Source organism: Sphingobacterium cavernae, assembly GCF_008520265.1.
In the GTDB taxonomy this organism is placed as follows: Bacteria; Bacteroidota; Bacteroidia; order Sphingobacteriales; family Sphingobacteriaceae; genus Sphingobacterium; species Sphingobacterium cavernae.
This window is the reverse complement of sequence record NZ_VIQM01000056.1, coordinates 13,483-28,584: the sequence shown is the minus strand read 5'-3', so window position 1 is coordinate 28,584 and position 15,102 is coordinate 13,483. Positions and strand designations below refer to the sequence as shown.

Genomic DNA, 15,102 nt, shown 5'->3' with positions numbered 1-15,102 from the left:
CGCTAGCATAGGGTTGAATTTGCAAGGTTTCTACACTAAATATACGGAATCTGGCAAATAAAAACAAGAGAATACGAAATTAACTATTTGAAATTCAGTTAAATAGACCCTTTTTAAGGGCTAACTAATTAAATAATTTTTTTATTTTAGCAATCTCCTTTTTAAAAATAGAGATATCATTCTGCTAGTTTAGATTTTTGTTTACTTAAATAATTCTAATTTCAGCACTTTTATTACAAGCACATTATAGGGACACCTCACTTAATTGACTGCTTGGCATTTTATTCTTGCTTAGAACCTGAATCATTTTCTTTTGAAACAAGCATATTTTGATTTTTACTGAAAGCCCTTACTCATACTTAAGTTTAAAGTTCATTTTGAGACTTTCTATTTCTTTTTAATCGAAACTTTATGAATTTAAATACTTCGATCCATAATACTGATATTGCTGCAATTAAAATAGTAAAGCCTACTTCATGCAAACTTAAACTTCTCACTTTAAAGAAATAAGCAAACGATGGAATGTATAATATTGAAAATAATAAAATCAGTGTAATGCCAATTACTAAAGGAAAGAGTTTGTTCTTGGTTTTTAGGCTCTCAAATAGACTATAGATGAAAGAGCGATTAACTAAACTCAAAAACACATTAGCGAAAATCATTGTTGCAAAAACCATAGATCTTGTAGACTGCTCATTATGATCGTTTTGTACAGCATATTGATAAACAAACAAAATGCCTAGTGTTATAAGGAGCCCTTGTATTATACTCATGCTTAATTCTTTCAAATTCAAGAAAGTATCTGTCATTCTACGTGGCTTTTGTGACATCGTCCCCTTTTCCATCGGTTCATTTTCATATACAATAGAGCACGTTGGTCCCATAATAAGTTCTAAAAATATAACATGTACAGGAGTCAGAATATGAGGATAAATCCACCCCAAAAGAAGAGGTAAAGATACAGTCAGTATTATTGGGATATGAATAGATATGATATACTGAATAGCTTTTTTAATGTTAGCATAAATTCTTCTTCCGGCAGCTATCGCAGTAATTAACTTACCTAAATCATCATTTGTAATAACCATTAAGGCAGCAGATTTGGCAATTTCTGTCCCTTTATTACCCATTGCGACACCTATATGTGCAGCTTTTAATGCTGGAGCATCATTTACACCATCACCTAACATGGCAACAATTTCACCATCTTCCTTCATCGCATTGACTGTTTGCAATTTCGCTTGCGGAAACATCCGTGTAAATAATGTTGTCTTTCGAGACAACGTGATAAGTTCCTCTTGACTTAGCTTAACGATATCTACACCATTTACGGCAGGCGTTTCATTCTTAATTCCAGCTTGCGCGGCAATAGCATTTGTCGTCTCGGCGTTATCCCCAGTTATTACTTTGACTTTGATTCCAGCCTCATATATCTTTCTGAATACATCTTGAATCCCTTTTTTAGGAGGATCATAGAATATTGTAAAGCCTAAAAACTCAAATTCATAATCCTGTTGATTGGAAAGGAACACATTCCCTTTAAAATCCGCCCTCCCAACTCCTAAGATGCGATAACCTTGTTCTCCAAAACTTTTTATTTTTTCTCGTAACACCTCCTTTTGCTGCTCTGAAAGACTTGCTGCTTCTAGGAGAGCCTCCGGGGCACCTTTGGCCGCGAGGATACGATTCCCAAATTTGTCCTCAAAAATATGCGTCATCATAGGGGGCCTCCCCTCCAAAGGATATTCATGAATCATATTAAAATCCTTTCGTATATCGGCGTTTGTGTATTTCTCATACACTTGGTGGATCGTAATTTCCATGGGATCAAAAGGAATTGGCTCACTGCTCCACATGGCGTAATTAATCAAATCGGAAATTTCGGGGGAATTAAATTCTGAGGCCTTAAAAACCTGGTTAGTTCTATAATCGTAAAGCAACGGAAGCTTCATAGAATTTTCAGTAATGGTTCCTGTCTTATCGGTAGATATTACTGTAGTACTTCCTAAGGTTTCAACAACACTGCTCCTTTTTATTACGATACCTTCTTTCATTAGCTTCCACGCTCCTAATGCCATGAAGGTGGAAAAAGCTACCGGTATTTCTTCTGGTAAAATCGACATTGCAAGGGTTAAACCAGCTAATAGGCTTTCTATTAAATCACCTGAACGCCAATAACTATATCCCCATATTATAAAAAATACGATAACACCAACAGTGGCCATCCATTTTACGAATTTGGTAATCTGAATGTGCAAGGGTGAAGATTCTTCTTTAATATTTTGAATAGCTTGTCCTATTTTCCCAATATTTGTTTTACTTCCAATATGTTCAACTTGAATAACTGCCATACCAGACACAACTAAAGTACCACTATAAACTTCTCTTTCTTCGCTTTGTAAACTTTTAGATACAGAGTAACTCTCTCCTGTTAGAGATGCTTCATTTACAGAGAAGTCATTGCTGTATACTATTACACCGTCCGCGTTAATCATTTTTCCTTCCTCTATGATGTATAAATCGCCCACAGCAATTTCAGGTGTTGGTATTTCTTGAATTTCTCCATTCCGGATAACTGTACTTAATGGTTCGTTGAGTTTCTCAAGAGCTTGCAAGGCTTTCTTACTTCTATTATCCTGATAAAAAGATATTCCAGAGACTGCTACAATTGCACTTAACATAAAAAGCGCTTCTTCGAAATCCCCTACTATCAAGTATATTAAAGAGACTGCAAAAAGCAAAAGTAACATTGGTTCTTTTAAGATATCGAAAAGCAACGTATACCATGTTCCCTTCTTTACATTGGCAGGTTGGTTATATCCGAATTTATCTCTAGAATCATCAAGTTCTATCTTAGAAAGACCTGTTAAATTGGATGGAATGTTATAAGCCATAATATCGTTTAGGTAAAAACTAACATCAAACTATTGGTTAAAAATAATTCTTTATGATGTTGCGCCAAAAGGCTAAAAATAACATTTGGAAAAATAATTAAATTAACTTTAGTTTCACTAAAGTTAAATATAAATTTCTGAAAAGTGAATTAAATCCTAATCCGCTTTACGCCAGAAAAAAGTAATTTTAAAAAATGTATAAAGCGTATTTAAAGCGAGAATTCTCTTCTGCATATAACTTGCCATTATACACCTAAAGGTCTTTCCTTGTACATCCGACTTAGGGGCGGCTTATGAAGTTATAAATATAGTTAGTTAAGAAGCCTTATATAGCATAGCTAAAAGACTGATTTAATTATTTAAGGTGAATATGGCTTAAGTAGCATAAAATATTATTCCTTACTGCGTAAATAGAATTCACCTTGTTTAGGATTGAGATGAAAAAAAGGGCTTCAAATAAAATTGAAGCCCTTTTTATAGATAATATGAGTGATTATTACATCATACCGCCCATGCCGCCGCCCATTGGAGGAGCACCTGCGCTACCAGTATTCTCTTCTGGTTCATCAGCCAATACACACTCTGTAGTCAATAACATAGACGCTACAGAAGCTGCATTTTCTAATGCTACACGAGAAACTTTAGTAGGGTCGATTACACCAGCACCAATTAAGTTTTCAAATACGTCTGTGCGTGCATTGTAACCGAAATCAGCAGAACCTTCTTTCACTTTTTGAACGATAACAGCACCTTCGATACCTGCATTAAAACAGATTTGACGTAAAGGCTCTTCGATAGCGCGTTTGATGATGTCGATACCAATGTTCTCATCTTCATTTTCACCACGTAAGTCTTTCAATGCCTCAGTAGCACGAATGAATGCAACACCACCACCAGCAACAATACCTTCTTCTACTGCAGCACGAGTAGCATGTAAAGCATCATCAACACGGTCTTTTTTCTCTTTCATCTCTACTTCAGTAGTTGCACCAACGTAAAGAACAGCTACACCACCTGACAACTTCGCTAAGCGCTCTTGTAATTTTTCACGATCGTAATCAGAAGTAGTTGTCTCGATTTGTGAACGGATTTGCGCAACGCGAGCTTTAATATCTTCAGCATTACCAGAACCGTTGATTACTGTTGTATTATCTTTATCAACAACAACTTTTTCAGCTTGACCTAAATCTTCTAAAGTTGCGTTTTCTAATTTGTAACCTCTTTCTTCCGAGATAACAGTACCACCAGTTAAGATTGCAATATCTTCTAACATTGCTTTACGACGGTCACCAAAGCCTGGTGCTTTAACAGCAGCAACTTTCAATGAACCACGGATTTTATTAACTACCAAAGTAGCTAAAGCTTCTCCGTCAAGATCTTCTGCGATTATCAATAATGGTTTACCTGTTTGAACTTGTTTTTCTAAAATCGGCAACAATTCTTTCATGTTACTGATTTTCTTATCGTAGATCAAAATATAAGGGTTTTCTAATTCCGCTTCCATTTTGTCTGAGTTGGTAACGAAGTATGGAGATAAGTAACCACGGTCAAATTGCATACCTTCAACAGTTTTGACTTCTGTCTCAGTACCTTTTGCTTCTTCTACAGTGATAACCCCATCATTACCTACTTTTTCCATAGCCTCAGCAATTAATGAACCGATTACTTCGTCATTATTTGCAGAGATTGAAGCTACTTGTTTGATTTTATTGTTGTCTTGCCCTACAGTTTGAGATTGCGTTTTTAAATTCGCAACTACAGCAGCGACTGCTTTGTCAATACCACGTTTTAAATCCATTGGGTTAGCACCAGCTGCTACAGATTTAATACCTGGAGCAACGATAGCTTGTGCCAATACAGTTGCAGTAGTAGTACCGTCACCCGCTTGATCAGCAGTTTTAGAAGCTACCTCTTTTACCATTTGCGCACCCATGTTCTCGATCGCATCTTTCAATTCGATTTCTTTAGCTACTGTAACACCATCTTTAGTTATAGCTGGAGAACCAAATTTTTTTTCGATAATTACGTTACGACCTTTAGGACCTAAAGTTACTTTTACCGCATTAGCTAACGTGTCAACACCTTTTTTAAGTGATTCACGAGCTTCTACATTATATTTTACTTGTTTTGCCATTGTTATTTTATTATTTTTTTTAAGAATTTGATTATAAATGATTAAAATTTAAAATCTAACCTTAATGAAGTAGAATTAATTAAAATAATTGTGATTAAAGAACTGCGTAGATATCGGATTCACGCATAATTAAATATTCTTTTCCTTCGTAAGTAATTTCTGTACCTGCATATTTACCGTACAACACTTTATCACCTACTGCTACAGTCAATGGTTCTTCAGGTTTACCTGAACCTACAGCTACTACAGTACCTTGAGATGGTTTTTCTTTTGCTGTATCTGGGATATACAATCCAGATGCCGTTTTCTCTTCCGCAGGAGCAGCTTCTACTACTACTCTGTCTCCGATAGGTTTAATATTTAATGCCATAATCTTATATAGTTTTTAATTATTATTATTTGTTTGATCATGATACAACATCAACTATGCCAAATACGCTTTGTCCATTTTCCTTGTCATATTTTCATTTTATCACTATAAATTGACAGTGTTATCGACTGACACCGTGTCACGATGACAGTGTCTGGTTATAACAAAAAAGCCTCCCATGTAAAATGTGAGGCTATTATATTCTCTTTTTACAGCAATTAATTGCTTGAATCAGGTGCTGCTGTAGCAGGAGCTGATTGTTGTTGTTGTTGTTGTGTCGGTGCTGTGTTCAAATTCAGTTTAGGAGCTGTAGCAGGTGCTTCAATTTGATCAGATAAACTTCCTGATGCAACACTTCCCGATGGACCCAAAATATTAATTGCTAAGCTGAAAACAATTAATAAAATTACTAATGTCCAAGTACCTTTTTCTAAAAAATCGCCTGTTCGTTGTACGCCCATTAAATTACTTCCACCTGCAAACCCTGAGGACAAACCTCCACCTTTTGGGTTTTGGATCAACACGATTAGTGCAAGTAAAATACTAACGATAATAATTAAGACGATGAATAATGTAGTCATTTCTTTGTATGCTTTTAATTATGAGTTCTTTTCTAATTCTTCAATTCGGGTCGCAAAATACAATTTTTTTTCTGGATATTTCAAAATTAATTTCTTCAATACCTCAATCGCCTTTAAATGCAAACCTTGATCAATATAAATATTAGCCAATGTCTCGGTGACTAAGTAATAATTATCTTCTGCACTCTGTCTCGCCATATTCTCATTATTGATATTTTCGGGAGAAGGGGGCTTGATAATAGGATCCTTTTGAATAAATTTTTCAATAATTTCAGCCCCTTTTTTAGGTACTATAGGCACGAAGGGTCTTTTTTTAACTTCTTCGCTCAACTTCTCTTCGGGATCTTGAAAATGTATAATATTTTCTTTGATTTGTTGATCCAAAATAGTTTCCTCTATTTTTGCGACGTTGATTGTCGATGCAGGTGCTGCTAATGCTACATTCGAAGTAACGTAAGGCTGATAAGTATCAGCATGTTCTAAGCGAGTTTTATATAACCACCAACGGAAACTATACGGCATCAAATCATCATTATAGAGACTAACGTCGTCTTTATCTTCAAGTTTTTCTAGAGCTGAGGAAACGAACTCTTCCGATTCAATTTTTGATTCAGTCAATTCTTCAGAAATTTCGCTTTCTTTATTTTCATACGAATCAAAAACGAAATAATTCCCAGTAATTCCGCCCACTTGAACAAGTCGATCTAATTCTAAATCGCCTTCACTCCCCTGCTCTTGAAAAGCTGGATCAGCTACGGATGTTTTATCATCTAAAATATCTTGATTCAATTCTTCTTTTAAACCTTGCTCCTGAAACTGTTTATCGAGATCACTTAAATCAGCAGTTTCTTCATTTAATGAACCATAAACTTCTTGCAGCTGGTTAACCGGATCACCTAAAAAAGCATCATTTTCCTGTCTTTCGCTTAAAACTCCATCTTCTTCTTGAATAGCCGAATCAGCAATTTTCTCAGATCCCACTTCTTCCACTGGTATGGATTGCTCTTTCTGGTTTATTTGAATCTGATTGATAGTTGGGTGAATAGGTTGTAATTCTTTTAAATCACCGTAAGATTGTATTGACTTATTGACATAGTTAAGCAACCAGATCTCACTTTGTGCATAAAGCAAAGCTAATTCCTTATTAGGAGACTCTTGATTAATGAGTTTTTTACGACGCTCATAAGCAAAGATCAACGGTTGAGAATAAGGATATTTTAGTAACAAGCCCAACAAATCTTCTTCACTTATACGTGTAGGATCTTGTAGTGCTTGTTTATAATGTGAATGATAAGAAGTATTCAAGGTAGCCATTGTATGCATTATTACCAGTTAGCAAAAGCGCGATTATAAACATCCTCAGTTAACATCTTAATAATCTCTTCGTTCAATCTTGCCTCATAAGCTGTAACATCTGAACCCGGAAATTCTTTAAACTGAGAGAAGCTTTCATCAAAATCACTTTCCCCGGTCTGATCTAACTTGTTGGTGTATTTCACTTTAATAGTTATAGTTAATCTACTGTTTTGAGCACGGTCATTATTTCCAGCACCTACAGAAGCCGGTGTAATGGTATATCCTGTAATCGTTCCTTCAAAAATCGCATCACCATCTGCGTTAACTTGACTCAAAGTGGACTGCGTACGAATCCGCTCTTTTAATCCTTCAGTAAAATTCTGGCTCAATGTCGTATAAACCATAGGTGCCAAGTTTTCGAAATACAGCACTGAATAAGTTTTCATATCCTTAGGAATGGATCCTCCTGTAAAACTATATATACTACAACTCACTGTCAATAGACTCAAAAACGCACATATTGCTACTTGTAATTTCAATCGAACACGATACATAAATGATAATTCTATTCTAAGTTTAAGTCTTTAATTTTTCTGTACAAAGTTCGCTCAGAAATGCCCAATTCTTGTGCTGCAGCTTTACGCTTACCTTTGTGCTTTTTTAGTGCCTTTTTTATAAGATCTGATTCTTTGTCCACTAAAGATAATGATTCTTCAACTTCTTCCGCATCCTGAGTATCCAATGAAACATAATTGGAGGTAGAAGACTGATTATTTAACGAAGGATTATGAATAATTGTTGGCGCCCCCCCCATTTCTTCGGGAGAATATAATTGCGCTTGCACAGGTTTTACTTCGTTGTAAAGCTGGTTAATATATTGCGAGTTTTCATCGAAAGATGATGGATTAACTCCATTCTGTATCAATTCTACTACTAATTTCTTCAAATCCACCATATCCTTTTTCATGTCAAATAGTACCTTATACAGTATATCTCTTTCAGAGAAATCTTCTTTCGATTGATCTTTAACAAAAACAGGTAATGAAGACTGAGAAGGCTCCACTGGAATATAACGACTTAAAATTGCCGCATCCAATGTTCTTTCCTTTTCTAAAATAGCAATTTGTTCCGCTACATTTTTCAATTGTCGCACGTTACCTGGCCATGAATAATTTGCTAACAATTCCTGTGCATCAGGAGTCAATTGCACACTTGGTGTTCTGTATTTATCTGCAAAATCCACAACAAACTTTCGAAACAATAAGAAAATATCTTCTTTACGTTCACGAAGTGATGGAATACGCAATGGCACTGTATTTAATCGATAATATAAATCTTCTCTAAATTTTCCTTTTTGAACCGCATTGTAAACATCCACATTTGTTGCTGCTACAACACGTACATTAGTCTTTTGAACTTTAGAAGAACCCACACGAATATATTCACCAGATTCCAGAATCCGCAACAATCGCGCCTGGGTATTCAATGGCATTTCACCTACCTCATCCAAAAAAATAGTACCACCGTCTACGACTTCAAAATATCCTTTTCGTGATTCATGGGCTCCTGTGAAAGATCCCTTTTCATGACCAAATAGTTCCGAATCTATAGTTCCTTCTGGAATAGCGCCACAGTTCACCGCAATAAAAGGTCCATGCTTACGCGCACTCAATTGATGTATAATATGCGAAAACACTTCTTTTCCTGATCCACTTTCTCCTTGAATCAAAACAGAAATATCTGTCGGAGCAACTTGCCTGGCAATATCTATAGCACGATTGAGCAACGGCGAGTTACCAATAATACCAAATCTATTTTTGATGTTTTGAATATCCAAAGTAACCTCTCCCTATTAGTTAGTCAATAATTCTACCTTTTAATGTCGCAGACGTACAGCTTTCGCCGATTACATTTACATAGTCACCCACTTTGTAACGAGGATCAACAGGGAATACAAGCATCGCATTTTGATCATTACGACCACAATAATCCAGATCGGAACGTTTAGAAAAACCTTCAATTAGAACTTTATGCACTTTACCAACATGTTGGGTCATACGTTCTAAACTATGAATTTGTTGCTTATCTACGACCTCCGTAAGTCGTCTTTTCTTCACTTCTTCAGGAATATCGTCTTCGAAGCGCTTTGCAGCTAAAGTTCCTGGTCTTTCGGAATAAGCAAACATATAGGCAAAATCATACTTCACATAATCCATCATAGACAACGTGTCCGCATGTTCTTCTTCTGTCTCAGTACAGAAACCAGTGATCACATCGGTAGAAATAGCACAATCTGGCATAATCCGACGGATCGCATCCACGCGCTCCATATACCATTCTCTATCATACGTACGATTCATTATCTCCAATACTCTTGAATTACCTGATTGTACAGGCAAATGAATGTACTTACATATGTTTTCATATTTCGCCATTGTATACAATACTTCATCCGTAATATCCTTAGGATGAGAAGTAGAGAACCGAATACGCAATTCAGGACTTACCTGAGCAACTAATTCCAATAAGCGCGCGAAATTAATAGTCTGTAGAGGCTCTTGTCCTTCCTCTACTTTTGGTGTGTATTTGTATGAGTCAACATTTTGACCCAATAAAGTTACTTCCCTATAACCTGCATTGAATAACTCTTGTGCTTCCTTCACAATAGAAACCGCATCACGGCTTCGCTCACGACCACGTGTAAATGGAACTACACAGAATGAACACATATTATCACAACCACGCATGATTGAAATAAATGCCGATACGCCATTCGAATTCAAACGAACAGGGCTAATGTCTGCGTAAGTCTCTTCTCGTGATAATAATACATTGACTGCCTTATTACCATCTTCTACTTTATTAATCAAGTTAGGTAGATCGCGGTAAGCATCAGGACCTACAACGACATCTACTAATTTCTCTTCTTCTAAAAATTTAGATTTTAGACGTTCAGCCATACAACCCAATACACCCACTACCAGACCTGGGTTTTTAGCTTTGGCCGCTTCGAATTCTTTCAAACGTTTTCTAACACGTTGTTCTGCATTCTCACGAATAGAACAAGTATTAATAAACACTACATCAGCTTCTGTGTAATCTTTTGTAGTTTCAAATCCTTGATCAATTAAAATAGATGCTACAATCTCACTATCAGAGAAATTCATCTGACATCCGTAACTCTCAATATATAATTTTCTACCATCAGCTTTCCCCGTAGGAGCGAGCTCCACTGCCTCACCTTGGCGAGTCTCATCATGCGTTTTAGTAGTCTGCAATAAATCTAACATAGCTTAATATAAAAGACTACAAAGTTATAAATAATATTTCACAATGAGTGACAGTTTGTCAGAAGGTTTAACACTTATTATGTAAAAATAATGTACAATTAATCAAAACAAATTACCTTAGTACAAGAATAAAAAATTACATGAGAATAGCTGCAATAGACCTTGGTTCGAATACTTTTCATTTACTAATAGCGGAGTACAAATCCAGCCAAATTGATATTATTTACAAGACGAATAAACCTGTTCGACTAAGTGAAAATATTACAAAATACAACCATATCATCCCTGCTGCATTTGAACGTGGAATAGTAAGTTTGGCGGAGTACAAAACTATTATGGACGAGTTTCAAGTAGAAAAAATACATGCGGTGGCAACCTCTGCCATTCGTAGTGCTACGAATGGCCAAGAATTTATAGATCAAGTAAAACTTTCTACGGGAATAGCAATAAAAATTATTTCTGGACAGGAAGAAGCCGCTCTTATTTATGAAGCCGTAAAACTAAGCGATGCGATTAATGATAGGACGTTGATTATGGATATTGGTGGCGGGAGCACCGAATTTATATTTTGTGATGAAAAGCAAGCCTACTGGAAAAAAAGTTTTGATATAGGTGCTGCGCGATTGATGCAGAAATTTTGGAAAAATGATCCTATTTCAATGGTTGAACTAAAAACACTACACGAATATTTAGATGAAACTTTAAGAGAATTAGTTGAATTCAATAAAGGTTTTAAGGCTCGAACGATAGTAGGTTCAGCAGGCGCATTCGAAACCTTTTTGGAGATGTCTGATTCATCCATCTCAAGTACTAACATAAAAAGCGCCACACTAAACATAAATCAATACAAGAAATTGAGCGAGAGACTTAAGCTTTCTACACACGAAGAGCGAACTCACATGCCCAATCTTGTCCCTTTACGTGTAGACATGATTGTGATGGCGTGTGTGCTAACAGATTATATTTTAAATGAATTAAAAATTCAAGATTTACGCATGACGACTTATGATTTAAAGTACGGCGTATTGCACAAAATGCTAAATTAATAGCCAAAAAAAGCGTTGGAATTTCCAACGCTTTTGAATCTATAGCATATGCTAACAATATTATAAACCAGCTTCTTTCTTAGCTGCTTCTTGCATTTTCTTACTTGCAACGATAACAACCTCTACACGACGGTTTTCAGCACGTCCAGCATCTGTATCGTTTGATGCAATAGGCTCTGCGAAGTTTTTACCTTCAGTTCTAACGCGTGAACCAGCTAAACCTCGAGATACTGCGTAATCTCTTACTGCTTTTGCTCTTGCTTCCGACACTTTTTGGTTTGCAGATAAAGAACCTACATTATCTGTGTGACCTAAAACTAAAATTTCAGTGTCTGGCTCTTTGTTTAATGTCTCTACTAACTTCGCAACATTTGATTTAGCATTGCTTTTTAAAGCTGAACTGTTGAAATCAAATAAAATACCTGAATCGAATTTCACCAAAATACCTTCACCAACTTGCTCAACCTCAGCACCAGCTACTGTATTTTCGATTTCTTTAGCTTGCTTATCCATTTTCTTACCAATCAATGTACCAGCAGCACCACCGATTACAGCACCAGCAATAGCACCTACAGCTGTATTACCTGCCTTATTACCAATCAATGCACCTATACCAGCGCCAGCTGTTGTACCAATAACCGCACCTTTAGTGGTGCTATTTGTATTTTGGATAGTTTCACAACTTGCTAACAACATCGCAGATGTAGCCAACGATAGACCATATACTGCTAATTTTTTATTCACTTTCATAATCTTATATTATTTTCTATTGTATATTTTAACTATTAAACATACATAAACAAAGGTAATGCCAATTATTTGTGAATAACTGAAAATCTAGCTTAAAACCTAATTTTGCGGCGGAATATCTAGTTTAGGCAACTTTTCGGGAGCAGGTCGACCTTTAATATCCCACTCCTTAAATGATTTTGTAATATAATTTAACAAATCATATTGACCCCAGCTTTTCGCTTGCACATGACCAGGTCTATACAATTCCATGAAGTGTTCTAAATCTTGACCTTCTAATCCTGTAGTGGATGAAACAATCGTTTTGTTGAAAATTCGATCAATCGCAATTGCGTCCAATTCTCTATCCATGAACTTTTCAAAGCGTTTCATGTTTTTAGCTTCACGCCCAAATAGATTATACAAAGCTGTGGCTGGACTCCCTAAATAGGTTCCAACAGAATTTTTACCTCCGTTATAAATTCCTTTTTTAGAATAATCGCGCAAGATGTCCTCCATTTCTTGCTGACGTGTGCGACGAGCTACAACAACCTCTTCAATACTTAATCCCGGTTGCATCTCTAATACAATATCTTCCATCGTATACAGTACGGTCTTTAAAGGACCATATCCAACTTTGGTAAAAGATAGACTATCTCCGATAGCTGCTTCAATATAAAATACCCCAAAATTATTAGTCGTAACAGCGCGTTTAGTACGCAAATTGGTCACATTTACATCCACAAGACGTTTCCCGTCATTTTTTTCCAAGATAATCCCAGATACTTTAGGCAAATCAGAAACCTGTGCTTTTACTAGCTGAAACAGTATAAGCAGCGGTATCATCAAAGTTATTTTTTTAAAATTTATAATCATTTGCATCTAAAGTAAACAAATATTGGACTACGTTTTGTTAAAAAGTATTAAAGAATCCGTGAAATTTTATTTATAAGGGTAAAAAACAAAGTTTGCACCTTCGGGCACTACCACGAAAAGACACATAAAATCTTCCGATTTTTTGTATGTTTTTTCAAAACTTGATTTTTTATAATCCTTAATTACACCGCGCTCTACAAATTCTTCCAGTGAAGATGCGTAGATAGACCAATTTGTATTTAATTCATTTCTATCGAGAATAATTTCGCCCAATGAAACTTCGTGTTGTGTCGCTATAAATATTGGAAATAAGCTGTAACCTTCGGCCACCATTTCTGTTGAAATTTCTTTGATAGATTCGCTATAAAAATCCAAATCAATTTTCAGACTTTGTAAAGGACTATTTTTCTTAGGTTCCTGTCCCTCTTCTCCTGAATTTGTTCCGGATAATAAATCTGATAAATCCATATTATGTCAATTTTAATAAAACCACATTTTCTACGTGTTGCGTTTGTGGGAACATGTCCACAGGCTTGATGCGTACTACATCATATTTTGCAGCCAGCATTTCCAAATCACGAGCTTGTGTAGCCGCATTACAACTCACATAAACTACTTTTGGTGCTTCCATTTCCAAAATCCGGTTTACTACATCTGCGTGCATTCCTGCTCGTGGTGGATCTGTGATGACTACATCAGGTTTGCCATGTGCAGCAATAAATTCAGAAGTCAAAACATCCTTCATATCACCAGCATAGAACTTGGTGTTGTTAATCCCATTGATCTTTGAATTGATTTTCGCATCTTCAATTGCCGTAGGCACATATTCAACACCGACAACTTCTTTGGCTTGACGTGCCACGAAATTGGCAATAGTACCAGCCCCAGTATACAAGTCATAGACTAGCTCGTCACCTTTTAATTCCGCAAAATCACGTGTGATTTTGTATAACTCATACGCTTGAGCAGAGTTTGTTTGATAGAAAGATTTTGGTCCAACTTTAAATTTCAAACCTTCCATTTCCTCATAGATAAAGTCACGACCTTTGAAAGTATGAATATCTTGATCAAAAATGGTGTCGTTACGCTTCTGATTAATGATGTATAATAATGAAGCTATTTCTGGGAATTTCTCCGCAATAAAATTCATCATTAATTCTACTTGACCTTCTTCTGGATAAGCGAATACCACGACTACCATCACTTCTCCTGTAGAGGAAGTACGGATTATTAGATTGCGTAAAGCGCCTTCGTGCTGACGCAAATCATAGAATGACATGCCTTGCTCAATCGCAAAATCACGAACCGAATTACGAATATTATTCGAAGGGTCTTGTTGCAAAAAGCAATGATCAATGTCCAAAATTTTATCAAAACGACCAGGAACATGGAAGCCCAAAGCATTTAGATCTTCTGGTTGAACCTCTTCGTCACGATTAGTTAACCATCTTTTATTGGAGAAAGTATACTCAAGTTTGTTGCGGTAATATGTCGTTTCCGCAGAACCTAAAATTTCTTCCATGGAAACTGTGTCCACTTTTCCAATACGAGTCAATGCATTATCAACAGACTGTTGCTTAAATTTTAACTGCGCATCATAACTCATGTGTTGCCACTTGCAACCTCCACAAACACCAAAATGCGGACAGAAAGGCTCGATGCGATAAGGAGATGCTTGATTTATGTTTGTTACACGACCTTCTGCAAAATTCTTTTTCTTACGTTGCAATTCTACATCAACGACATCACCAGGAATAGCTTTTTCGATAAAAAGCACCAATTCCTCATGTCTTCCTACACCTTTACCCTCTTCAGCAATGTCGAAAATCTCAATATTTTGAAGTTGTTTTTTTTCTTGTGGTATTCTTCTGCCCATAGGGTACAAA

The 15,102-nt window shown here is 36.1% G+C and carries 13 protein-coding genes; 1 reads left to right on the top strand and 12 read right to left on the bottom strand.

Annotation, left to right across the window (positions count from 1 at the left end; genetic code table 11):
- Positions 1-365: 365 nt before the first annotated feature.
- From FLS47_RS11585 to miaB, 8 genes are all read right to left on the bottom strand, one after another.
- A complete protein-coding gene (locus tag FLS47_RS11585; RefSeq protein WP_149914536.1) occupies positions 366-2,894 on the bottom strand; it encodes a cation-translocating P-type ATPase in 2,529 nt (842 codons plus the stop codon).
- A gap of 496 nt (positions 2,895-3,390) precedes the next feature.
- A complete protein-coding gene (gene groL, locus FLS47_RS11580; RefSeq protein ID WP_149914535.1) occupies positions 3,391-5,028 on the bottom strand; it encodes a chaperonin GroEL in 1,638 nt (545 codons plus the stop codon).
- A gap of 94 nt (positions 5,029-5,122) precedes the next feature.
- On the bottom strand, positions 5,123-5,398 hold the full coding sequence (locus FLS47_RS11575; RefSeq protein ID WP_149914534.1) for a co-chaperone GroES: 276 nt from the start codon (positions 5,396-5,398) through the stop codon (positions 5,123-5,125).
- A 218-nt stretch (positions 5,399-5,616) separates the two neighbouring features.
- Entirely contained in the window at positions 5,617-5,979 is a 363-nt protein-coding gene (gene secG / locus FLS47_RS11570) for a preprotein translocase subunit SecG (RefSeq protein WP_149914533.1), read from the bottom strand.
- An 18-nt stretch (positions 5,980-5,997) separates the two neighbouring features.
- On the bottom strand, positions 5,998-7,293 hold the full coding sequence (locus tag FLS47_RS11565; RefSeq protein ID WP_149914532.1) for a hypothetical protein: 1,296 nt from the start codon (positions 7,291-7,293) through the stop codon (positions 5,998-6,000).
- A gap of 11 nt (positions 7,294-7,304) precedes the next feature.
- The gene (locus FLS47_RS11560; RefSeq protein ID WP_149914531.1) at positions 7,305-7,829 is read right to left on the bottom strand and encodes an LptE family protein; all 525 of its coding nucleotides are present in this window, start codon (positions 7,827-7,829) and stop codon (positions 7,305-7,307) included.
- An 11-nt stretch (positions 7,830-7,840) separates the two neighbouring features.
- On the bottom strand, positions 7,841-9,112 hold the full coding sequence (locus FLS47_RS11555; RefSeq protein WP_149914530.1) for a sigma 54-interacting transcriptional regulator: 1,272 nt from the start codon (positions 9,110-9,112) through the stop codon (positions 7,841-7,843).
- Positions 9,113-9,131: 19 nt separating this feature from the next.
- A complete protein-coding gene (gene miaB / locus FLS47_RS11550) occupies positions 9,132-10,565 on the bottom strand; it encodes a tRNA (N6-isopentenyl adenosine(37)-C2)-methylthiotransferase MiaB (protein ID WP_149914529.1) in 1,434 nt (477 codons plus the stop codon).
- Between the two features lie 140 nt (positions 10,566-10,705).
- Between miaB and FLS47_RS11545 the strand changes: the two genes are divergently transcribed.
- A complete protein-coding gene (locus FLS47_RS11545) occupies positions 10,706-11,611 on the top strand; it encodes a Ppx/GppA phosphatase family protein (protein WP_149914528.1) in 906 nt (301 codons plus the stop codon).
- A gap of 60 nt (positions 11,612-11,671) precedes the next feature.
- On the opposite strand, the gene FLS47_RS11540 is transcribed toward FLS47_RS11545, so the two are convergent.
- The 4 genes from FLS47_RS11540 to rlmD form a co-directional block, all read right to left on the bottom strand.
- Positions 11,672-12,361 (bottom strand): OmpA family protein, encoded by a 690-nt coding sequence (locus FLS47_RS11540; protein ID WP_149914527.1) that lies wholly within the window; start codon positions 12,359-12,361, stop codon positions 11,672-11,674.
- Positions 12,362-12,460: 99 nt separating this feature from the next.
- Positions 12,461-13,186, bottom strand: coding sequence for a hypothetical protein (locus tag FLS47_RS11535; protein ID WP_149914526.1), 726 nt, complete (start codon positions 13,184-13,186; stop codon positions 12,461-12,463).
- 96 nt (positions 13,187-13,282) lie between these two features.
- Positions 13,283-13,684 (bottom strand): hypothetical protein, encoded by a 402-nt coding sequence (locus tag FLS47_RS11530; RefSeq protein WP_149914525.1) that lies wholly within the window; start codon positions 13,682-13,684, stop codon positions 13,283-13,285.
- A gap of 1 nt (position 13,685) precedes the next feature.
- Positions 13,686-15,092 (bottom strand): 23S rRNA (uracil(1939)-C(5))-methyltransferase RlmD, encoded by a 1,407-nt coding sequence (gene rlmD / locus FLS47_RS11525; RefSeq protein ID WP_149914524.1) that lies wholly within the window; start codon positions 15,090-15,092, stop codon positions 13,686-13,688.
- Positions 15,093-15,102: the final 10 nt, after the last annotated feature.